The sequence below is a fragment of the Candidatus Aegiribacteria sp. genome (genome assembly GCA_021108435.1).
GTDB lineage: Bacteria > Fermentibacterota > Fermentibacteria > Fermentibacterales > JCC-6 > Aegiribacteria.
The window spans coordinates 23,023-46,765 of record JAIOQY010000032.1; the positions used below are offsets into that span (position 1 = coordinate 23,023).

Consider the following 23,743-nt stretch of genomic DNA (forward strand, 5'->3'; position numbering starts at 1 on the left):
GGCCAATGGAAAAAATCAGACTGAAGATCAACGGTCAGGAAATAGAGGCCACTCCAGGGAAAACAATTCTCGAAGTGGTTCAGGAGCAGGAACTCGATGACATACCCACTCTCTGTCACTCACCTGAACTCGAACCTTACGGTTCCTGTTTTGTATGCGTGGTCGAGGTAAAGGGAAGGGCGAATCTTGTTCCTTCATGCGCGACTCGAATAGCTCCGGACATGGAAATACTTACTCGAAGCGATAGAGTTCTGGCATCCAGAAAAACGGCGCTCGAATTGCTGCTGTCCAACCATTATGCTGATTGCGTCTCCCCCTGTATGGAGGGATGCCCCGCCGGAGTTGACGCCCAGGGATATATTGCCCTTTCGGCGATGGGACAGTACAGGAAAGCTGTCGACCTCATTCGCGAAAAGAATCCCTTTCCAGCTGCCTGCGGAAGAGTATGCGTCCGCAAGTGCGAGGACGTCTGCAGAAGAATGGATGTGGATGCGTCCGTTGCGATAAACAACATCAAGAGATTTGTCACTGATTCCCCCGAGGCTTACGCCACGAAACCGGTATGCGCCCCCTCTACAGGTAAAACAGCAGGGATCATCGGCGCTGGACCGGCGGGTCTTACCGCCGCCTGGTTCCTTGGAAAAAACGGGATCAAATGTGAAGTTTACGAAGCCATGGATCGTACTGGAGGAATGCTGCGATACGGTATTCCCGAGTACAGACTTCCGGATGATGTTCTCGACAGAGAAGTGGAGTACATCTGCAGAACAGGTACCACGATTCACTGCGGGGTTCGGGTGGGGAAGGACATCACGCTGGATGAGATCAGGGAAAAGCATAACGCTGTTTTCATCGGAGCAGGCGCATGGACAGGCAAGGCAATGCGGGTTGAGGGTGAGTTTGATACCGAAGGCGTCGTAACCGGCGCTGACTTCCTGGTTGAAAAGGCAGATGATCCTCAGCCGCTGAAGGGTACTGTGGTTGTGGTCGGTGGTGGAAATACCGCCATGGACGCGGCAAGAACTGCCTGGAGACTGAATGCGGACAAGGTCATCGTTCTTTACAGAAGAACCAAAGCGGAGATGCCGGCTGACGCCATGGAAATTGAAGATTGTCTTGAAGAGGGCATTGAGATCATGGAGCTGGCCGCACCAATCGGTATCGTGAGGAAGGATGACAGACTCAGCGCTCTGCGCTGCCAGCGCATGAAGCTTGGTGAGCCGGATGATTCCGGAAGACGAAGACCTGTTCCACTGGAAGGTTCGGAATTTGACCTTCCCTGTGACCTGGCTATTTCAGCCATCGGGCAGAATACAGTTCTTGATGGACTTGTAGAAACCAGAGATGGCGATGTGGACCTGACAAGATGGAATACATACATTGCGGATCTCAGTACAATGGCTACGAACATTGAAGGAGTATTTGCAGGTGGTGATGCTGCGGATGATGGTCCTACCGTTGTTATCGATGCTATCAGAGACGGTCAGAGAGCCGCCAGGGCAATAACAGCCTGGCTTGACGGCGTTCAGCCGAAACCTTACCCGTTCGTGGTTGCAAAGGAATTCTGGTCAAAGCCGGGGAAAGCTGAACTCGGCGATGTAAAGGAATCACCCAGACATGAAGTCCACCAGATAGATGTTGAAGACCGCAGAAACAATTTTACAGAGGTATCGAATGGTTTTGAGCCTGAGGATAACGAACATGAATGCGATAGGTGCCTTTCCTGTGGCTGCGTAAGATTCGATGATTGCGATCTCCGGCTCTATGCTGAGGAATATGGCGTTGATATGGAGTACTTCAAAGGCCATGTAAGAAAACACAAGGTTGATGACAGGCACCCTTACATATCCTACGATCCCAACAAATGTGTACTCTGCGCGAGATGTATCCGAACCTGCCGCCATCGGACTTGTGGGAAGAGGATTCAAAACCGAAATGCGCCCCGCTATGAACAATCCTCTTGTTGAAACAAGCTGCGTGAGCTGCGGAAACTGCGTTGATGCCTGTCCGACCGGAGCGCTTACGGTGAAATATCCATTTCCGGGAAGAGCATGTCTTGAGACTACGGATATACCCACACATTGTGGTTTCTGTTCTATAGGGTGCGAGATTTCTGTAAGGAAGTTCGGAGATGGAAGGTATTTTGTGGCTTCCAACGGAGTCCCCGGAGATTATCTCTGCAGGTATGGAAGGTTCGGCCATGAGCTTTTCATTAAGCAGGACAGACTGGTGCAGCCGGTCGTGAGAAGCGGCAACTCCTATAGTACTGTTGGCTATGATGCTGCCTATGGCAGAATAGTAGAATCCCTGAAGGCTGCAGCTGAAAAATACGGACCTGCGAGTGTTGCCGTATTTGTATCACCGGAACTGACAAACGAGGAATTGTACATTGCCGGCAGGATTGCCAGATCCGGGATTGGCACAAATAACATCGGCTCTCTTGCCAATATTTCGGGCGGTGGGCGTTCAGGTGTTCTCGATAAAGCTCTGGGCTTCACAGCATCTACTGCTGACAGAAAATGCCTCGGGGAAGCCGATCTGATTATCTGTAACAATACATCCATGGAGGCAGATCACCTGGTTCTTGCCGTCGAAGTGATACAGTCAGTCAAAAGTGGAGCCAAACTCATCGTATCAAACTCAATGCTTGATTCGACCGATCAGCATCTTTCCAGTCTTGCGGTGGATCCCATGAGAGGTAGAGCCTCCATTTTCTGGAATGCGGTAATGCAGGTTCTTCTCGATAGTGGAGATATTAAGGGCACATCCTCCTTCCTTTTGAACAGAGATGTGTCCATAGAAGTGGCTGCTGCCAGATCAGGTGTTGAGGAAGATAGCATTCTCGAAGCCGCAGAGCTGCTTAGAAACTCCGGAAAAGTTGTCTTTATCCATAGTCCTGACCGCCCTCAGGATGCTTCTCCTGATGATACAGAGATATTCGCTGATCTTGCAATCATGCTCACAGCCGCGGGAAAGAAGACGGACATACTTCTCCCGAGACTGATCGCGAACAGCGCCGGTCTTGAAGTAATGGGAGCTGATCCTGCTTTTCTGCCGGGAAGAATTTCCACAGGGGGAGAACTGCCGGGCGCCTCTACGATTCAGGATCTGAGAAAGATCCTTGAGAGCGGTGACATCAGGGCCGCGCTCATTATCGGAGAAAACCCGCTTGAGTACAACAGAACCGGTTCCTGGTTCCAGAATGTGGAATTTCTTGCGGCAGTTGACTGGGCCGATACTGAGACAACAAGGTTTGCAGATGTCACGCTTCCGGGAAGTACTTTCCTTGAAACACCAGGAACGAGGTGTAATTTCGAGGGTGAGCTTACATCCTTCACGGGAGCTGTATCTCCGCCTTCCGGTATAACATCTACGGAAGCGCTTACCTGCCTGGCAAAGGCATTCGGGCTTACTATCGCGGATGGTCTGTTCGATGAGATCGACAGGATAGTGAGGAAGAACCTTGGCGATCTTACCCGCTTCTACTGGAATACCGGCGAGAAGAGGAACTGGGATGGTAAAGGAGAACTGGTAGCGATTGAAGCAGATGTAAAAGCTACGTCTATCCTGCCCCCGATGACTCACAGTCAGGAATACAGGAAAGAGATCAGGGAAGTGGGAACGGAACGTTTCCGAGTTCTATGACCCGCAAGCCCGCAAATTTTCTGTAGAACTGTCCGGGCTAAATCACATCTGGCGGAAACTTCTTTATTCTGTTAGTGTAAAATACATGTGTATTGTATAATGTAATGTTAAGGCTATTCTTACATGTTTTGCGGGAGTGTTGCTTTGGACAGGAATCTGAAAGACTTTGAATTTGTCTCTATCGGTACAGCGATAATATCCCTCGAAAAGAAAATTCTGGACGCAGACGACCGTTTCTGTGAAATTCTCGGTTACAACCGTGATGAACTTCTTGAAATCTCGTGGAAAGAAATCTCATTTCCTGCTGATATTAAAAAAGAGTCTACTTATTTCAGATCTCTACAGAAAAGCAAGATAAACGAGTTTTCCATAGATAAACGGTTTCTAAATAAAACAGGAAAAATCGTTTTTACAAATATTTCGGTGAAATGTTTTCTATGTGGAAAAAGATCACCCGGTTATTATCTCATCTTAGCTCATGATATTACAGATCGTAAACATATGGAACAGAACCTTCATTCTCAGATTGAGTTAGAGAAGCTCATTGCTGCAATTTCAACAGGTTTTATCGTTTCACCGGGCGAGATCGACAGTAAAATTAACAACGCTTTGAAGGATATTGGGGAATTTTCAGGTATTGACCGCTGTTATGTCTTTCAATTTTATGATGATGGAAAGACGATGAACAACACACACGAATGGTGCAAAAAAGATATAGAACCACAAATTAATATTCTCCAGAATATCTCAGTCGAGGAAGAATATCCTGATTTCACTAAAAGGATCAGGGCATTTGATATAATTCATGTTCCAGTTGTCGATGACCTTCCTCCTGAAGCCAGTATCGAAAAAGTAAATTTTCAGAATTTGGGAATAAAATCACTTATCCTTGTTCCCATTGTTTATGCAAAGGTACTCATCGGATTTCTAGGGTTTGATTCGGTGAAGACAGAAAAAACCTGGAAAGAAAACGACATCAGATTACTGAAAATGATCGGTGAAATTTTCGCAAATGCATTAGAATGCAACCGCACAGAAAAGGAAATTCAGAATCTTCAGGATTACAATCGGGGATTGATCGAGGTCAACCTCGACCCCCTGGTTACCTTTGATCCGGATGGAATCATTCTTGATGTAAATCAGGCAACCATACAGGCTACAGGAAAATCCAGGGAGGAACTGATAGGTTCTGATATTACAGGCTATTTCACGAACCCGGAAAAAGCTCTTGAGGGCGTGAAATCGGTTTTCAAGTTTGAAGAGATACGTGATTACGAACTGGTTTTGAAAGCTGTTGATGGTTCGGAAACAGAAGTCGCCTATAATGCTTCGGTCTTCAGAGATAATTCAGGTAAAGTCATCGGTGCCTTCGCAGCAGCACGGGATATAACCAGACGGAAGCAGGCGGAGGAAATACAGGAGGTACTATTTCAGATCTCACAGGCAGTAAGTGCCTCGGATAATCTGCAGGAGTTCCTTGAGATTGTACATCAACAATTCGGGAGACTTGTAGATACAAGCAACTTCTATGTTGCTCTGTACGACGAAGAAAATGATTTGTACTCATTTCCCTGTATTTTTGATGAATACGATAAGAATCCTGATTTCAGCAAACAGCAGATGAAGAAAAGCCTGACGGATTATGTTCGCAGAACCGGCAAATCCCTTCTTGCTGATGATAGAATTCATCAGGAACTCATCCGAAAGGGTGAGGTCGAAATGGTTGGTAAGCAATCACCGATCTGGCTGGGTGTTCCCCTCAGAACTTCGCATGGAGTCATTGGTGTTGTTGCTGTTCAGAGCTATTCCCAGAGTTCGCTCTATTCGATGCAGGATCTGGAAATGATGTCGTTTGTTGCTGAAAACATATCCCTTGCAATTGAACATAAAAAAGTTGAGGAAAAACTTGTCAGATATCACAGTCATCTCGAGGAACTGGTCAGGAAACGAACTGAGGAGCTGACTGAAACCAATCGTAAACTTGAAATGAAAATAAGCGAACATAGGCAGACTGAAGAAGCACTGAGGGATTCAGAGCGAAGGATGTCTGAAATCATAGACTTCCTTCCCGATGCCACGCTTGTTGTGAACAGGGATTCACAGGTTATCGCATGGAACAAGGCAATGGAAGAGATGACAGAAGTTCCAGCCGATGAAATGCTGCGTAAAGGTGATTATGAATATGCAATTCCTTTCTACGGCAGGAGAAGGCCAATCCTTATCGATAGAATCTTTGACTCTCACTCGGAAACGGACAATCTTTACACTACTATCAGGCAGGAGCTTAACACTCTTGTCGGTGAAGCTTTTACCCCCGCCCTTGGCGGTCAAGGTAGATATCTCTACGCTACAGCCAGGGCTCTTTATGATTCTCAGGGCAAGCTTGCCGGAGCTATCGAATCCATTCGCGACATCACTGAACGAAGAAAAGTCGAACAGGCCCTTGCTGAATCGGAAAAACGTTATCGAACGCTTCTCGTTAATCTTCCTGTAGGTGTATTCCAATCCACAATTGACTCTGAAGGACATGCGATTTCGTGTAATATCTCACTGGCAAGAATGCATGGATTCGACAATCCTGAAGAGATGGAAAAAGTCAGTTTGACAGACATGTATGTAAACCCGGATGACAGGAAGAGGTTTGTGGAAGCAGTCTGTTCAAATGACTCGGTTGCTAACTTTGAAGTCCAGCTGAAGCGTATTAACGGGGGGAAGTTCTGGGGTTCCATGACAGCACGAGCAGTAAGGGATTCTGATGGACAGATTAACTGCATTGACGGTATTCTGGAAGACATCACTGAACGAAAACTGGCAGAAGAGGAACTGCAAAAATCAGAAGAGCGCTTTCGCGATCTTGTTCTCAGTACATCAGACTGGGTCTGGGAAGTCGATACTCAGGGACGTTATACCTACTGTTCTGAACAGGTTGCAAATGTACTTGACTACACCGCTGAAGAAATTATTGGGAAAACACCTTTTGATCTGATGCCACCCGAGGAAGGCGCTCGAATACGCGGTATTTTCAATAATATCGTCGAAAACCTTGCGCCTATCGTTGAGCTGGAAAACTGGAACATCAGGAAGGATGGTCGAAAGATCTGTCTTCTTACAAATGGTGTACCCATGTTTGATGAAACCGGCTGTCTTATCGGTTACCGTGGCCTGGACCGGGATATCACCAACCGTAAGGAAGCCGAGGCAGAAAAACAGAAACTGGAAAAACAGATACTGCAGACGCAGAAACTGGAAAGCCTTGGTGTGCTGGCAGGGGGAATAGCACATGATTTCAACAATCTGCTTGTAGGTATTCTTGGCAACGCTGACCTGGCACTGGACTCACTCTCCCCTGTTTCACCCGCCTGTCCCAACATACACGAGATCGAAACCGCAGCTAAACGGGCAGCTGAGCTTTCCCGCCAGATGCTGGCATACTCCGGCAAGGGTCAGCTTATCGTCGATGTCATCAGTCTCAATGATGTTGTTAAGGAAATGGCGCACCTGCTTGAAGTTTCAATTTTAAAAAATGTTGTCCTTAAATTTAATCTGAGTGATGATCTACCAGCTGTTGAAGTTGATGTAACACAGATTCGACAGGTTATAATGAACCTGATTACAAACGCCTCTGAAGCGATTGGTGAAAAAAGCGGAGTCATTTCTATCACAACCGGAATACTGGAATGCGACAGCAATTACTTTGACGGAACCTATCTTAAGGAGGATATGAAGGAGGGGATATACGTTTATCTTGAGATCGCTGATACCGGTTGCGGTTTGAATATCGAAACACAATCAAAGATTTTTGATCCCTTCTTCACCACTAAATTTACCGGTCGTGGTCTTGGACTCGCTTCTGTTCTCGGTATAGTTCGCGGTCACGGTGGTTCGCTCAAACTATACAGTGAAGAGGGGCATGGTTCTACCTTCAAAATTCTGCTTCCGGCAGTTGAAAGGCGCAGGATATCCCTTGAAAAAGAAACTCCAGTAGATATGAGCTGGAAAAGCAGCGGGACTATCCTTCTGGTCGATGATGAAGAAACAGTACGGACTGTAGGCGAAACGATGCTTCAAAGGCTTGGTTTTACCGTGCTAACTGCAACGGATGGTCGAGATGCAATTGATATTTATCGCAAGAATTCTGATGAAATCAGGTGCGTTATACTCGACCTGACAATGCCGCATATGAGTGGTGAGGAAGCCTTCATTGAACTCAGGCGTATAAGGAATGATATTAAAATTCTTCTTTCCAGTGGTTACAACGAGCAGGATGTTATTCAACGATTCTCCGGCATGGATATTGATGGCTTCATACAGAAGCCGTACAGGTTTGCAGATCTTGTCTGCGAATTACGAACAATACTTGAGAAATAATCATTTCCTCAAGCTCTTCATAGTAATTCTCCCGGTTCATATATTCTATTTACCAGGCAGTTCTTTCTATCGAAATGGATCCCTTCCATCGAAAGCAGCCTTCTTTTCATATTGGTACCGCCCTGATAACCGCCGGGAGTTCCGTCAGATCGAATAGTCCTGTGACAGGGAATGATTATCGGGAAGGGGTTTCTGGCAAGAGCATTTCCAACCGCGCGGCTGTTGCCCGGACTGCCAAGTCGCTCCGCAATGCGCTGATATGTAGTGACATGTCCGCGGAGAACTGAGTGTTCTGTAACAAGCACTTTCTGCTGGAATTCTGAACAGAGATCCATTCGGACAGATGAAAGTGAAAAGCTGATATCAGCTCCATTCAGGAATGCTTCGATATCTCCCGCAATTGAATCAATCACGCGGCATGTACCTGGACTGCAATCATGAAAGTACTCTGATATGTACGCTTCAGCAGTAATACCCTGCCCTGAGAGAAGTACTCTGAAGATAGCAGGCTCACCACGGAACATTGACCACAGCACGGCAGTTGACCCGAAGATTGGTGAATGAATATACAGAAAGAATCTTCCGGGATCATCAATTTTCATTATCAAATGATTCGATTGGTTAATCTGAACCCGATTTCTTTTCCGTGCTCTTCCTGTTTATTCTTCGGTGAATATCCGGATAGTGTATCTCCATACATTCAGGACATATCGAATGAGTGACCTGAGCATTCGTATGGGTGGCAATATAATCGTCTACCTGTTGCCAGTAGTTCTTGTCATCACGTACTTTCTTGCAGAATGAACAGATTGGAAGGATTCCCTGCAGGGTTTTTATATGATCGAGCGAGTTCTGGAGGTCTTTCGCATGACTCAGCAATCTGTCCTGCATTTCAATGATCCGGCGGCCCGCGCTGATACGGGCACGGAGTTCTTCAGGATAGAAGGGCTTCGTTATATAGTCGTCTGTTCCGGTATCAAGACCTTCAACGATGTCCTGCTTGTTGTCCTTCACGGTGAGCATGATGATGTAAAACGGATTGTCACCATCCATTGAACGGATTCTCCTGCACAGATCAAGGCCGCTCAGTCCGGGCATCAGCCAGTCAAGCAATATGAGCCTTGGTGTATCCGGCTGTCTGGTAACTGTCCATGCCTCTTCACCACCTGATACAGCAATCACATCATGACCACACTTCTGGAGTAAGCTCGACAGGGTATTACGGGTGGAGAGATCATCCTCCACGATCAGGATTTTCATAGTATTATCTCCCTGATTTCCTTTTCAACTTCCGTGAACCGATTATCCAGTTCGGCTAACAAAGAAAGCGCAGTACTAAGATCGTTTGTTCTGCTGGCTTTCTCAATCCTGGATGCGACCTTCTGGAGCTTCATAGCAGCCATGTTGGCGGCTGAGCCATTTATACTGTGAGCCAGAAGCTCAGCTCCACGGATATCATTTTCATTGAGTCTGTCCTTCAGCAAGTCTATTCGGCTGCGGATATCTGTCAGAAAAATTTCCGCAATCGATTTTGCGAGCACTATGTCTCCCATCATGCGTTCCATGAGGTCATCAGGATCGAAGATGGATCTATCAGACACTGGTAAGGACACTGATTCACTCCCGATTCTAGTTGTGCTTGAATTCTAACGGATTCAACAAAATAATCATAGTGAGTAGTTAATAATTCCGGAAAATGAACTGTAGTTCACACTTTAAAGCTAACAAAGCCAACGAACCTTCGTCAATATGGGGTTACTCTGGAGCTGCTTCTCCTGGAGGATCGGCAGCATAAGGATGTGCATAATAGAACCTGTGCTTGACGGGTCATGCAAAATCCTGCATCTAATAAACTAATTATTCATTAAGATATGCTGAGAACCACCGCCGAAAAAGAAACGGCTTGACTGACTTATCACAGGAAAGAGAAGAAATAAGAGGTAGCGTTCATGATTCGTCTTGAGAACCTCTACTCACTGATCGAAGGAAACTTTGATTTTCTCCTTGCAGTAGATGGCAATGAGAAGATTATCCATGTCACTCCCCTTCTGAAGCATACATGCTCACAAGATGTTTCTGACGTTTCAGGAGCCCACCTGATAGATATTCTTGAAACTGAATCTCTCTCATCTTTGCGTAAAGCAATAGTCGAGGTTAAAAAGGGTACCAGGGGAGTACATGCTCTGCTGTCCACCAGATCTGAGAGATCAACACCGATTCCAATGAACGTCGGTTACATAGAGAGTGTTCAGGGTGGTATTTACCTTTTCTTCGGCGCGCAGGCTGACTCGCTTCGCAGAATAAGTGACTGGGAAAAGGAAGAAAGGGTGAAGGAGCTGTCCTGTCTTTACTCGGTTTCGGAATGGATAGAGGTTTCCGAGTCCATCAGTGATTTTTTCACAAGACTTCCGGAATATCTCTCTCGAGGTATGCGTTTTCCGGAAGAAGCGGTTGTCTGTTCCACATATCAGGGTTTGGAGTACGGTCAGGAACTGGCGGGAAAGGAATTCATAACAGTCAACCTGATTGTTAACGGTGAGCAGAAAGGCGAAATAAGAGTTGGATACCTGAGCGAAACACGTAACATGTTGCCTGAAGAGCAGAAAATGCTGTTCGAAATAGGAAGAATGCTCAGTCTGGCGCTCGAAAGGAAAGAACTCTCCGAAAAAATTGTTCTCAAACAGGAAGAGGAAGAGGAGTTCAACAAACATCTGAAAGAGCTTGAAAAAGAGATCGGCAAACGGGAAAAGGAGCTTAAAGCCCAGAAGCAGAAATTGAGTACGGCTGATTCCTATCTGAACCGCGTCAACAAAAGCTGGGATGAAGCCAGCCGCAGGCTTGAAACCATGTTCCAGGCTATCCCTGATGAAGTAATGCTCATTGATCTTAACAGAAACGTGGTTATGAGCAATCAGGAGAATATCGCTCCCGGTGACAAATGCTATAGAACCTATTTTAAGAGAGAAACTCCCTGTGAGGATTGTCGATTGGCAAAGATAAAACGGGACAAGACACCGATTACCATTACAATAAGAGATGATGAAAGATATCTTCAGGTTCACGCTCTTCCTATATACAACCAGGAAGAGGAAGTCGATGGAATCCTTGAATTCTACAGGGATATCACGCTTGAGAAGACCTACGAACAGCAGCTGCAGCAGGCCGACAAACTGGCTTCCCTGGGTCAGCTTGTAAGCGGTATCGGCCATGAGATCAACAATCCAAACCAGTTCATAAGGGGAAACATCAAGATCATCAATCAGGCGATAACGGACATGCTGCCGATTGTGGATGATTACTACAAAGAACATCCGGATCTCAAAATTGCCAGGCTTAAATACGATTTCTTCAGAGAGCATATCATGACCCTGGTAGATGACATGTCTCACGGTTCGGAACGGATAAAGGGTATTGTGGAGGGTCTTCGGGGTTTTGCCAGAAAGGATGAGGGGCTTCTTCTGGATACTGTGGATGTCAACACGTTAATAGAAGCTACGACCAGGCTGGTTCAGAACGAAGTACACAAGCATGCTGAGATCGAACTGGGGCTGAGCAAAGGTGTAAAAACGTTCACGGGCAATTCCCAGAAGATCGAGCAGGTTCTTGTAAACCTCATAGTGAATGCTTCTCAGGCTATCCCGGATGATATAAAGGGTTTGATTACCGTCAGAACCAGGATGGATAAAGATACCGTTGTCATAGAGATTGAGGACAACGGCAAAGGAATGGATGAGAAAACCCTTAAGCTGATCTTCGATCCTTTCTTCACGACAAAACGCACAAAGGGCGGAACAGGGCTGGGTCTCGCGATTGCCTTCAGAATCATCGAGGAGCATGGCGGAAGCATTTCGGTAAGTAGCAAACCTGGCTCAGGAACACTGTTCACTATCAAAATTCCATTGCCGGATCATGAAGGAGACAGGAAGGCGAAGAAATGAATAAGATCCTGATAGTTGATGACGATGTTGCTGTAACCAACTACTTCATGGTTTTTCTGATGCAGACCGAAGTGTTTGAACCCACAGTTGTCAACGATTCAAGAGAAGTTGAGACCATTCTTGACACTGAGTTGTTTGATATAATCATGCTCGATCTTGATATGCCGAACGTAAGCGGCATGGATATTCTAAGAATGATGCAGGAAAAAAGTATAAATATCCCCGTGGTAATTCTTACAGGTGTCAACGATATTGAACTTGCAGTTAAATCGATGAAACTGGGAGCATTTGATTACCTGACAAAACCTGTTGACGATGAATACCTTCTTGAAGTTCTGAATAGAGCCATAGAATATGGCGCAATGCATGAAACCATTGATAAATTGCCCGAGATGCTTTCCAGAGAGGATCTGGATAACAAGGCAGCCTTCGAAAGACTCCCTACACAGGATCCTGGCGTGATACGGCTTTTTCATCAGGCCGAGAAAATGGCTAAAGGAGATCTCAGTGTATTCATCTGGGGGGAAAGGGGTACAGGGAAGGAATCACTTGCACGAGCTATTCACAATGCTTCTCCAAGGGTCGACAGGCCCTTCATTGCTCTTGACAGCGCTTCTCATTCTCAGGAAGAATTCTCCGAGGAGCTTTTCGGCAGAGCCAGGGACTGGAGCGGAAGAAGCGAGGAGATGCCCGGTTTTCTTGAAACGGCGTCAGGTGGAACACTGTTCATTGATAATATCGAGCATATGAGTCTGCCGGTTCAGGTAAGACTCAAGAGAGTAATCCAGACAAACGAGTATTACAGGAATAACTCGACAGAGATATTAGGTTGTGATGTTCGTTTCATAGTGGCTTCCACTCATGATCTTACCAGTTCAAAATATCGCGATTCCTTCTCGCGGGATCTGCTGTACCATCTTATGGTGAATTCTATCCGGATTCCGCCTCTGAGAGACAGGTCTGACGATATCCCGCTGCTGACGAAATATTTCCTGAAGATGGAGAACGAGCGAACAGGAATAAATATTACCGGTATTTCCGACGAACTCATGGATCTGCTGCAGCAGTATAGTTTTCCCGATAATATGCAGGAGCTGAGAAATATCATTGCAGGGGCGATAGTGAGTGCTGAGGGAGATACAATTACTCCTGATTCCCTCTCTCCTTATATCCGCGAACGGATAACACCGGGAGAAGTGACCGGTGGATTTGCTCCGATGAAGCTCCAGGAAGCAATAATTGATTTTGTAACAAAAACAATGGAGTACTGCGGTGGTGATATGAAGGATGCTGCCAGACTTCTTGGTATTTCAAAGGACGAACTGGATCAGTATATCAACCAGGATAGCTCTCCTGAATAATTTCAGGACAGAAAAATAAAGTATGCGGGTTATTAATCAGCTGCAGGAAATATTCAATATTCAGAGTAGAATCATAGATATTCACCCCATTCTGGAGCGTGTATTTCCTGTTGCTCTTGTCGAAGGTGATAAGTTCCTTATTTATGATATTGACGAATCCGGTCAGCGATATGTCTTTGTCATGGATGCTCCGACTCCGATGCCGGTTCCACTGAAAGTGCGAGCTGCATTTTCTCTTGAGTGTTACGGAGGAAAAACAGCTTGCATTGTTACAGGCGATGTATTCGATTCTCTTGAAGGGTATGTGACCATCTTCCACGAGTTTGTTCACTGTCAGCAGTCTGAAACCTGCGAAAATGAACTCAAACAGACACTGGGAATTGCCCGCAGGGCTCAGGTTGAGAACGATCACATGTGGGAGATCAATTATCCGTTTCCATACGATTCTCCAGATTTCAGAGATCTTTATGCATTGTTCCTTGACGAACTGGATAATGGCAGGAAAGGCAATGTCTCGGAAACTCGATTGCGGTTGAAACAGATACTGAAAAAAAACGATTACGAGTATATGGTCTGGCAGGAATGGAAAGAGGGCTTTGCGCGATTTATCGAGAACTTGATCAGAAACAGGCTGGATCTTGCTGAGAACCATGGGGGTTACAGGAAGCCGTATGATCGTGTCCTTTTCTATGAAGGCGGAGCCGGATACATCGGATTCCTTGGTTTGCGTGAGCCGCGATTGCTGGTGGAGATTGAAAAGCTGTTTCACGTTATGATGTGCGGAGAATAATAGAATCATGACTGATTGCATTGATACGACAACGGACTTTGTTTTTTATGGAAACTTTGATTTCCAGAGCAGACATAATTCTCATACCCGGAGGGTTTCATGGGTTATATAGGCTGGATACTGTTACTCTTTGTTCTGGGGATAATCAACCTGATCGCAGGAGTTAAAGGGATAAGAAGTTTTCTTTCTCAGGATTCATCTATCAGAACGTACCAGAATCTTGAGAATTTTAAAAGTATGGTGCGGAAACAGATGTATCAGGCTCTTCTTCAGCTGGTCATTCTGGGAACTATGACAGTGATAGGGATAGTCGGTATGCTTGTTGGAAAATTGAATTTCAGCGGAACGTTGCTGTTCCTGACGCTCAACGTGATAAATATCTTTGCCGGCAAGTGGGGAAAGGGATTTGAAAAGAAGGCAAGATCTCTGAAAGTTGAAAGTCCGAATCTTCTTGACGAATATAAATCAGTATGCAGAACCTGGTTCAGGAAACCGTTCCCCGATTTCTAATACCTGTCCAGATACCTTTCGATTTCCCAGTGATGAATCACCCTGATGTACTCTTCCCATTCCCTTCTCTTGTTGTACATGAAATGTTCGTATATGTGCTCTCCCAGTGCCTCAATTATCACATTATCCTTCTCCAGATAGTTGAGAGCTTCAAAAAGGCTGGATGGCAGATGATGTATCTTCAGCCTTGCTTTCTCCCGCTTGCTCATTTTGAAGATGTTCCTGTTAACCGGCCTGCCGCAGTCCATTCCCTTTTCTATTCCGTCCAGACCCGCAGCGAGAAGCACCGTAAGCGCCAGGTAGGGATTGCATGAGGGATCCGGTACCCTAACCTCACACCTGGTATCGTTTCCCTTTCTTGCAGGGACGCGAATGAGCGGAGAACGGTTCTTTTCCGACCAGGCAACATTTATCGGAGCTTCGTGACCGGGGACAAGTCTTTTGTACGAATTAACAAGCGGATTGGTTACAGCCACAAATGCTCTTGCATGTTGAAGAAGACCGGCAATGAAACCTCTCGCTGAAGGCGACAGACCGTCATCACCATCAGGGTCATCAAATGCATTATCCCCTGAAAGCGTGAACAGGGACATGTTCATATGCATCCCAGATCCGTTAACATCGGAAAGCGGTTTAGGCATGAATGTTGCGTGAAGCCCGTGTGAAAGGGCTACTTTTTTAACTACGAATCTGAATGTAACAATATTGTCGGCTGTCTTCACAGCATCGGTATACCTGAAATCGATTTCATGCTGTCCGGGGGCAACTTCGTGATGAGCGGCCTCCACTTCGTACCCCATTGACTCAAGAACCAGTGCTATATCCCGCCTGGCTTCCTCTCCTTTGTCCACGGGTGAAAGGTCAAAATAGCTTCCTCTGTCGTGCGTTTTGGTAACGGGATTACCGGAAGCGTCCATCTGAAAGAGGAAAAATTCTGCTTCAGGACCGGCCATTACCCTGTATCCCATTTTCCTTGCCCGTTGAACCTGATTTTTCAGCAGTGTCCGGGGGCATCCCGGAAACGGATTGCCATCGGGGTCTGCTACATCACATATAAGGCGGCCGACCTTTCCATGCTCAGTTCTCCAGGGAAATACTCCGAATGTCTCAAGATCGGGTATGAGGACCATGTCCGACTCTTCAATTCGCGTAAATCCCTCGATTGAGGAGCCGTCGAACATTACCTGTCCATTAAGAGCTTTGACAAACTGACTTTCAGGTACTTCAACATTCTTGATGATACCGTCGATATCTGTGAATTGAAGCCGCAGAAAGTGTACGTTATGTTTCTCGCATTCGGATAGTAGTGATTCCACTGAAACTGTCATTTGCAGCCTTCTTTCGCATCATTATGAATATTTCGAGGCTAGAACTTAAGCAAATTATCTATAAGTTTGCATTTCGACTCCGAAATATATCCAATTCTGCATTATTCGCAATCAGGGCTGAATACGGATGAACAGTATGCTGGCAAGTACTGATTACTTGAGTTCGGGTTCCTCCCAGGCAACCACGATTGCCAGGTCGTTTTCTTTAAGGATGCTTCCGCTATCGCGTCTGGGATTGATACGGATATCGCCTGATGAGTTTATTCCCAGGAGAAGAAGAGGATTATCTGCCGACCTGGTTCTGTATATATGCTGACCAAGATCAGAGAAGCTCTTTCCGATGAACTCATCAGGGATGGGAATCTGATATATTTCGTTGGAATCTCCCGATATTGTCAACAATCTCCGGTATACATTGCTGAGGTTATGAGAGAGGGCGGATTGAGCGAGGAGTCTCATTCCGAAATCTTCCGAACAGACGATTTCTTCCGCACCGGCTTGTTCGAGATGATCCACGTTTGTAAGATCCACTCCCTGAGCACATATATGAATATCTCGTTCCGAGTCCAGCTTTTCGCAGGTTCTTCTGATGTTCAGACATATCAGGATGGATTTGGCGTCAGCAAGCTCTTTCTGATCACGGTCAGCAAGTATGATAACCGAAAACACATTCTGAATATTTGCTCTCTTAAGAACCGCTTCCAGAGTTGGTTCTCCTTTAATTAGATAGACATTCTCGAAAACCGCATTATCATCCTCGTCAGGGAAATCAGCTGCTTCGTGGTTTTCGCTGATGATAACGACAGGGCGCTTGTTGTGAACGATGTCAGCATGAAGCTGCTCAATGAGTGGTATTCCCATTTCATTCCAGTTACATATGATGATATGATCTCTGAGTTCGTACGATGGTATCTTCATTTTCCCTCTCAATCGTTTTTCAATCAGGAAGGATGCTATGGCCGCCGTGAAGACAGCTACAACACCCGCGCTCAATACCAGGATGACAGTTGTGATTATCCGGCCTGCAATCGTAACCGGGACTCCACTGTCCAGTCCGCTGAAAAGATAGACGGCAATATTCCAGAACGACTTGTAAAGAGTATCAAACTCCGGGTTTGATCTGCCCTCGGTGAAAAGCAGAATGGAAGCTCCGAAAAGCCAGATTACAAATACAGCCGCGAGTATTCTGATGAACTCATGCTTCTCGAAGAATATGAACATCTTCTTGAAGAGGCTGTCTGCTTTCTTTCGTTTCAATTTATGCTATCCTGACTTCAATTCGGGGTAAACATGAAACCTGGCGGATCCGAACCTGCATACTAATCCTAAACTTTAACTGGCGCATCAGGCAAGACCGCATGAAAGAGAATCCGTGACAGCACCTGTTTCCTCTGGTATCTTAACCAGATGTTTAGAATATCCGCTGAAAGAACCAGGAAAAACGAATCCAGAATTTTACTTGTGCTGTTCATACTGGCTCTGGTTCTGCGACTCATAGTTATCCTTCATAATCCGATCCCGGCAGGGGATGGTATAGCATCCAATCTTGAGATCGCTGAAAATCTCAGATATGGTTACGGTTTCTCAACCATGAGAAAATGGACGCTGTTCGATCAGTCAATCGATCCGATCAGGCCTGAATCCAACAGACAGCCAATCATGTCCCTGCTCATTTTATTACTTTTCACGACTACCGGACCCGGATTTCTCCCCGCACAGATGCTGTCACTGTTAATCGGACTTGTATGTCTTGCGATGTGCTGGTTCTGGACAAGAAAGATTTTCGGTGTAATTCCAGCACTGATGTCAACGCTTGTTCTGGCCATCCATCCGTTATTTGTCTACTATTCAACACAGCCTGACAGCCTTCTTTTATTCACTGCATTGTTCTTTACAATCCTGCTGGCTGCGGACAGGGAGAAAATCACCTTCAGACAGGTAGTTCTTCTGGGTGCTCTATCCGCCCTGGCGTATCTTGTGCGGACTCAGGGTATGCTCCTTGCCTTTTCAATGTGTATCTGGATTCTAATCAGGGGCGGCAGCCGGAAGTTCCTGAAAGTTCTGATGTTCCTGCTTGTATTCCTGCTTGCATGCATGCCCTGGTTTATAAGGAACTCGGAGAAGTTCGGCTCGATGACTTACTCACAGAATGGGCTGTTTCTTCTCAACGAGAATCACTGGGCTGCATGGGAAGTCCGGGAAAGCGCGCCGGGACCCATGGATATGATCAGATTTCAGGGACCTGCTGCCGTAATGATATATACAGCAAAAGGATTTCTGAGAATATTTGAACCCATTACGACCGGCACATTACACAGGGGTGAAATCTACGCGCAGCCGCCTCTCATCGGCTTCGCGATACTCGCATTGCTTGCTTTGAAGAATCGGAAGCTTCGAAAAAAGATGCTGCTCCCTTTGATAGCAGCTCTTCCGGTCATGGCTGTTCTTGTATTGCATGAGCATAGCGGAAGGTATCTTTCCTTTTTGAATGTAATTGTCATTGCTCTGGGATGTGCGGGGCTGGTCAGACTGCTTCAGATAGCAGGTAAACGAACTGCGGCTGTTGCAGGTATTCTTCTTATTGTTCCATTTGCCTTACCACTTGGTTCTCTAGTGATTGCGGATTCATCAGAGAAAGCAGCCGAAGCTGAAGAAGTTGCTGATTGGATTATTGAAAACAGTTCTTCCGATGACTGGGTGGTTACATTTCCCAATGTGGAACTGTTCATATGGAAATACAGACGTCCTACACTGTCGATGCCAAACGATTATGAGATGCTTCTATGGCCCTGTCTCGAAGAGCATGACGTGCGATATGTTGTTATAGACAGAGATATCAGCTATTTAAGACCCAGGCTGTCAACAAGATGGAGAAGAAGTCCTGATGGCAGTGAATGGGAAATAGTAGATCCCCCTGATTTTCTTGAAGAGGTGTACAGAACACGCTCTGGCTTTACCATCGTCTACGAGATGATCGGTGAGGTTCCTGATGGATTCATGTATGTGGATAACCTCCCTCGCGACAATTTGCGCGCATTAGCGCCTGGTGGAGCGAACTGATTCAAGTAGATTCTTTCCAGCGCATTCCTACAGTTTCGGTGTTATATCTTCGATATCTTGTTGTTTAGTCCTGTCGAGAGGCAGATGAAGAATATCCTTACCGAGCATTGAAAAATCCAGGTCTTTCAAATACAGAGCTCGAACACGCCGATTATGCTGAGTGTGATAATGAAGCACCCGCCCGGAAAGATCCCATGCAGTAGTCCATTGAGTAGAACTGCGCATGCCTTCTGTAATGCAGTGACCATCAGAGCCTTCAGCTGCGCCAAGAGGTACATTGAAGTTATCCAGAATTCTGAATACTTCATAAACAGTTTCAGCAGATGTTTCTGTAAGGCGTGCGGTCTGAGTCCATGCTGCAGCACGTACGAAGCGTGAAGGTGGCGTGAAGTCACCAGGTAATCCAATCATACCGCTTCCGGCACCCAGTGGTGCGAAATCAAGGTCATCAATCATTCTGTCAGGCAGAGCAACAGGTGAAAGACTCAGATAATTCCGCAAATTAGTCATATGCCAGTCGAAATTTGGCGCATTTGTAACAACCCCTAGAGGATTATCGAAAATTTTCATCTCACCATCGATGAATTCAATGACAATTGATTCTCCATCCGGACCTGTCACCATCCAGTGAGCAGCAACAGGAATCCCTATTTCTTCTTCCACTACAGGAACAACCCTGACTTTGCTCATACCCTGGCGGACCTCATCTATAGAAGCAAACTGGGCAAGGATAAACGCTGTAACATCGATTGCTGTAATGGAATTATCTGCTTCGTTCGTTTCGTAGCCGGGGTAACAGGTAAATCCAGGGAGATAGAATAAACCAATCGCCAGACCCTTCTCGTTCATACCGTCACTGAGATAATCTTTTCCATCAGCATCGATCCCGACAACACCATATTTTGCTTTCCATTTTCTGCCGTTCAACCCATCCGGGGTTAAACCCGCGAAAGAATATCCGCGAGGAATAACAGCAACGCGGGAATGCATATCGAATGCTCCCCATTCATTTGTACGTCCGTAAACAACTCCTTTGTCAGCTGCTATCAATCTGATTCCAGTGCAGGCCTGGAAAGAATCCACATTGGCGCCTGCCATACTATTATTCTGTTTCACTTATTTCTCCATCTATTGTTAATTGTTGTGATACGCTTGGCTGCACAAATTATGAACCGTCTGGACATCTCGCCTTCTACTCCTTAAGACTAATTCCTCATGTAATGTGTTGTCAATCGAAATATTTATAGGCAGTGAAATCAGTATTCCTTTCCGGAGTATGCGGATAATATGTAGCTTTGGAGTGGATTTCTGTATAATCTCTTGCTATTATGTAGCTGGTGCATTATGTAACTACTACATAATAGTAGAAAGGTCATGTCATGAGGTTGGATTTTCTGAATAGACATAGTGAATTGAAAAGACTTGAAAAAGCTTTCAGCGGAAAGAAGTCTTCTTTTGTCTGTCTTTACGGCAGGAGAAGATGTGGTAAAACACGTCTGTTGAGGGAATCTCTTAAAGTAATCACGCATGTCTACTATTCCGGTGCAAAGCGTGAGCGAAGTATGCAGCTCTCCTTACTGGCAAGGGAAATCTCAAGGCTTCTACCAGGATTCGACAGAGTGGAATATCCGGGATGGGACGAACTGCTCCAGCGATGGTTCAAAGATTCTCCTCCGGGTGCGGTTCTTGTGCTTGATGAGTTTCCATGGATTGTCGAACAGGCACCAGAATTGCCCGGAATACTTCAGGAGCACATTGATCGTGATTATGATAGTACAAGGCATTTTGCCATATGCGGCTCATCTCAGAGAATGATGATGGGTCTGTTGCTTGATGCATCCGCACCACTTTACGGTAGAGCTACTGAGCTTATCAGACTCGCTCCGATGGGAATAGAATATCTTGTTGATGCACTGAACACATCTACTCCACGCCAATCCCTCGAAAACTGGGCAGTCTGGGGGGGAATACCAAGATACTGGGAGATAGCGTCAGACTTCGATGATCTATGGGAAGCAGTATCAGAAACAGTTCTCGATCCACTTGGAGTATTTCACAGAGAACCTGAGAGGCTTCTTTTAGATGATATGAGAGATATAGTGCAACCGTTATCCATATTGTCCCTGATTGGAAGAGGTTCACACAGAATATCAGAAATAGCAGGGAGACTTGGCAAGCAGGCCACATCAATTTCAAGACCAATTTCAAGGCTTCAGGAACTGAATTATGTTGAACGTCGCATACCCTTCGGGCAGTCACCTCTTAAATCGAAGCTGAGCTATTACAACCTTAAGGATTCCTTTCTCCGTTTCTGGTTCCGATTCGTCGAACCGGAAATGTCCCTGCTCGAATCTGGCGGTAAAGATCTTGTGATGAAGTCTATAAGAATCTCCTGGGATCAGTTCCTCGGGTATGTGTGGGAGGATCTGGCACGAATCAGTCTGCCGCGGATAATAATCGATAATCGGCGATGGGGACCCGCTTCAGGCTGGTGGTCCGGAAGGAGAGAGCGTGGAATAGAACTGGATGTAGTATCAGCAAATCCTGAGAATGAAAGGGAGCTTCTGATTGGCGAAGTGAAACTCCGGGTATCCGGGAAAGATATTGAACCCCTGCTCGGAAACCTTCGAAATAAAGTGAACCACACGCCCTTTGCTTCAGGTGCGGAAACCATAAGATACCGGTTGTTTGTACTTGATAATGATATCAGCCACCCTGAAGTCATTTCAGGAGAACAAATTATAACAGCATGTGCGGGCTCAGATAACTGATGGCGAATTGATCTATCAAGTATTCCTTCAATGCATCCCTGTTATTTTGCTTCTTTTATAATCTGTTTAGCCTCCGAATAGAGTTTTGCTTTCTGCTGGGCAATGATGAGTTTAACATCGGCCCAGACCAGTCCCTGTGATTCGCCAAATTTCTGAAGAAGGTTCTTCTCACCGCTTGTGATCCTTCCATCCGCAAGAACTACCCTTGCCATCACTGCGAGAATTTCTCTGGCTTCCTTCTGATTCTGCGGAACAGGGAGTATTTTCTGCCCGGATGAAACAGTCTGGATTATGCTGGCCAGTTTCTCTTCAGAGATCCTTCTTGCTTTAGCGAAAGTCGAGAGAGCTTCCATTTCCTTGGCATCTACTTCGCCATCGGCGTACATGGCTGAAACCATGGATGAAAGAAGGATTTCCGGTGAAACAAGAGCAGTTCTCTGAACGTCAGATACAGCCTCTGTTGTGATTCTTGAGGCAGAGAAACGATGTACCGATTCCAGAACCCATGTTTGGCTTCCATCATTCAGGGATCTCCCGCAGTAATCGCATTTCCCCGTACTGCCTCCTTCGTATGGAGCTCCGCAACCCGGACAGTGTGAGGAACGGAAACTGTTATCAACAGATGTTTTTCTCCCATGCTTTCGAACCAGTGTGTATATCTGTGGTCTGATTGCTTTATGACCGGTTGATCGAATCCTGCCTTCAGCATTACGCCTTGCATTTATACCGGACCATTTTACCAGAATTTCAATTTTGTCCATTCTGTTCGGAGTACCTGGAATGATGCTTTGAACCTCCACCGTTCCAACAGCGGCATCCTTGAAAAAGAGCCATCCCTCATCGGTCTTCGTATTCGCAAGTTGTTTACTGAAACTTTCAATGAAAGTGGGAAGAGCAATCTTCCTTGAGGCGGAAACGTCACCTGTGAACCATGATTTTATCAAACGCCAGAAAATCACAGATGTTCTGTCTTCAATGTGCTGGATGTTGAACCCGGGATCCAGAGACGTCATGCTTTCCTGGCCCGGAATCATCGATACATCAGATACTATGTTCCACTCAACGGATTGAGTTATTTCTGCGAGTACCCAGTCGTATTCACCACTTGTCAGAATTGAGTCACAGTTCGCGCATTTACCCGTATCGCTGAGTTCAAGCGCAGCTCCGCAGTTGGGGCAGAATCCATCTACAAGACCTTTACCTTGCAGAGTCTGAACTCCCGGTTTTCGAAGGAAACTCCAGTATTCGGTGAATGAATTCGATGAGTTCTTCCTTATTCTTTTTCCGGTTGAAAGATCTATATCACAGTCATCAGCTATGGCGTTAATTTCCACATGGATGGTGTCGAAGTGCAAATCGCTGAAAACCCCTACTATCTTCGAACTCTGGACAGCTATATTTTCCATCAGGTTGCGATAGCCTTCAGTTTTCTGCATTTCTATCTGCAGGCTGAATCTTTCATTGATTCCATCGGAAATGAACTGATTCACCTTTCCCAGATCCTGATTGGACCATGCCTCCTGAAGGGCAATGAAGGCTTTATTGGTTCTCTGGAGGAAAGCTTCCTTTGTAAACCCCTCATCGCGAAGTTTCAGCGCATTCAGAGCTTCCTGCATCTTCTGTTGTTCCTGCTGTTTGTTCAGTTTTCTCGCACGGGTAATTGTATGAGTTTCCAATCCTCCCTTTGCTTTCTTTCCAAACTTAATCATCAAAACGATCACTACAATCAGCAGCGGAACTCCAATCAGTGGTTTGTGAATAGCAAGGCGGATAAGAAGATAGAGAATGTATCCTGAACCGCCTCCCCCGCCGCTTCCGCCTCCCCCGCCGCTGGAACCTCCATAGCTGCCTCCGCCTCCTGCTCTGGCGAAAGAAGCTGAAGCTAGAATAAGCAGAACAGCAACGACACAAAGCAGTAACAGTCCTTTTCTGTTTCGACCTGGAAGCAACACGATTACCCTCCTTGAAAAAT

At 45.9% G+C, this 23,743-nt stretch carries 16 protein-coding genes; 9 read left to right on the top strand and 7 right to left on the bottom strand.

Translation table 11 applies throughout. From position 1 onward, the window contains the following. Positions 1 to 5 precede the first annotated feature (5 nt). From K8R76_01990 to K8R76_02000, 3 genes are all read left to right on the top strand, one after another. Positions 6 to 1,967 carry an FAD-dependent oxidoreductase gene (locus K8R76_01990; protein ID MCD4846944.1) on the top strand — a complete coding sequence of 654 codons (1,962 nt, stop codon included), beginning with the start codon at positions 6 to 8 and terminating at the stop codon, positions 1,965 to 1,967. Then, positions 1,948 to 3,645: a molybdopterin-dependent oxidoreductase gene (locus tag K8R76_01995; protein ID MCD4846945.1), complete on the top strand. Its 1,698-nt coding sequence runs from the start codon at positions 1,948 to 1,950 to the stop codon at positions 3,643 to 3,645. The genes K8R76_01990 and K8R76_01995 overlap by 20 nt, the downstream gene beginning before the upstream one ends. Positions 3,646 to 3,789: 144 nt before the next feature. Beyond that, positions 3,790 to 8,013, top strand: coding sequence for a PAS domain S-box protein (locus K8R76_02000; protein ID MCD4846946.1), 4,224 nt, complete (start codon positions 3,790 to 3,792; stop codon positions 8,011 to 8,013). A gap of 17 nt (positions 8,014 to 8,030) precedes the next feature. On the opposite strand, the gene K8R76_02005 is transcribed toward K8R76_02000, so the two are convergent. From K8R76_02005 to K8R76_02015, 3 genes are read right to left on the bottom strand one after another with little or no spacing between them, the layout of a single operon-like run. Beyond that, positions 8,031 to 8,615, bottom strand: coding sequence for a methylated-DNA--[protein]-cysteine S-methyltransferase (locus tag K8R76_02005; protein MCD4846947.1), 585 nt, complete (start codon positions 8,613 to 8,615; stop codon positions 8,031 to 8,033). Between the two features lie 19 nt (positions 8,616 to 8,634). After that, positions 8,635 to 9,273 carry a response regulator transcription factor gene (locus tag K8R76_02010; GenBank protein ID MCD4846948.1) on the bottom strand — a complete coding sequence of 213 codons (639 nt, stop codon included), beginning with the start codon at positions 9,271 to 9,273 and terminating at the stop codon, positions 8,635 to 8,637. Beyond that, a complete protein-coding gene (locus tag K8R76_02015; GenBank protein ID MCD4846949.1) occupies positions 9,270 to 9,626 on the bottom strand; it encodes an Hpt domain-containing protein in 357 nt (118 codons plus the stop codon). The genes K8R76_02010 and K8R76_02015 overlap by 4 nt, the downstream gene beginning before the upstream one ends. Before the next feature lie 336 nt (positions 9,627 to 9,962). On the opposite strand from K8R76_02015, the gene K8R76_02020 reads away from it, so the two are divergent. From K8R76_02020 to K8R76_02035, 4 genes are all read left to right on the top strand, one after another. Then, the gene (locus tag K8R76_02020; GenBank protein ID MCD4846950.1) at positions 9,963 to 11,951 is read left to right on the top strand and encodes a GHKL domain-containing protein; all 1,989 of its coding nucleotides are present in this window, start codon (positions 9,963 to 9,965) and stop codon (positions 11,949 to 11,951) included. Next, positions 11,948 to 13,312 (top strand): sigma-54 dependent transcriptional regulator, encoded by a 1,365-nt coding sequence (locus K8R76_02025; GenBank protein MCD4846951.1) that lies wholly within the window; start codon positions 11,948 to 11,950, stop codon positions 13,310 to 13,312. The genes K8R76_02020 and K8R76_02025 overlap by 4 nt, the downstream gene beginning before the upstream one ends. A 22-nt stretch (positions 13,313 to 13,334) precedes the next feature. After that, positions 13,335 to 14,102 (top strand): hypothetical protein, encoded by a 768-nt coding sequence (locus K8R76_02030; protein MCD4846952.1) that lies wholly within the window; start codon positions 13,335 to 13,337, stop codon positions 14,100 to 14,102. Positions 14,103 to 14,201: 99 nt separating this feature from the next. Next, on the top strand, positions 14,202 to 14,612 hold the full coding sequence (locus tag K8R76_02035) for a hypothetical protein (GenBank protein MCD4846953.1): 411 nt from the start codon (positions 14,202 to 14,204) through the stop codon (positions 14,610 to 14,612). Here the strand turns inward: K8R76_02035 and glnA are convergent. Continuing rightward, complete coding sequence (gene glnA / locus K8R76_02040; protein MCD4846954.1) at positions 14,609 to 15,940, bottom strand: type I glutamate--ammonia ligase; 1,332 nt, start codon at positions 15,938 to 15,940, stop codon at positions 14,609 to 14,611. The two genes, K8R76_02035 and glnA, sit on opposite strands and share 4 nt — an antisense overlap. Positions 15,941 to 16,093: 153 nt before the next feature. After that, positions 16,094 to 17,197, bottom strand: a complete 1,104-nt coding sequence (locus tag K8R76_02045) for an NAD-binding protein (GenBank protein ID MCD4846955.1) — start codon at positions 17,195 to 17,197, stop codon at positions 16,094 to 16,096. 150 nt (positions 17,198 to 17,347) lie between these two features. Between K8R76_02045 and K8R76_02050 the strand changes: the two genes are divergently transcribed. After that, positions 17,348 to 19,000 carry a glycosyltransferase family 39 protein gene (locus K8R76_02050; protein MCD4846956.1) on the top strand — a complete coding sequence of 551 codons (1,653 nt, stop codon included), beginning with the start codon at positions 17,348 to 17,350 and terminating at the stop codon, positions 18,998 to 19,000. Positions 19,001 to 19,027: 27 nt separating this feature from the next. Here K8R76_02050 and K8R76_02055 read toward each other — a convergent pair whose 3' ends face one another. Beyond that, positions 19,028 to 20,098 carry a choloylglycine hydrolase family protein gene (locus tag K8R76_02055; protein MCD4846957.1) on the bottom strand — a complete coding sequence of 357 codons (1,071 nt, stop codon included), beginning with the start codon at positions 20,096 to 20,098 and terminating at the stop codon, positions 19,028 to 19,030. Between the two features lie 281 nt (positions 20,099 to 20,379). Here K8R76_02055 and K8R76_02060 point away from each other — a divergent pair, with 281 nt between their 5' ends. Then, positions 20,380 to 21,771, top strand: coding sequence for an ATP-binding protein (locus K8R76_02060; GenBank protein ID MCD4846958.1), 1,392 nt, complete (start codon positions 20,380 to 20,382; stop codon positions 21,769 to 21,771). 41 nt (positions 21,772 to 21,812) lie between these two features. Here the strand turns inward: K8R76_02060 and K8R76_02065 are convergent, their stop codons facing one another. Continuing rightward, on the bottom strand, positions 21,813 to 23,723 hold the full coding sequence (locus tag K8R76_02065) for a TIM44-like domain-containing protein (protein MCD4846959.1): 1,911 nt from the start codon (positions 23,721 to 23,723) through the stop codon (positions 21,813 to 21,815). Between the last annotated feature and the right edge of the window lie 20 nt (positions 23,724 to 23,743).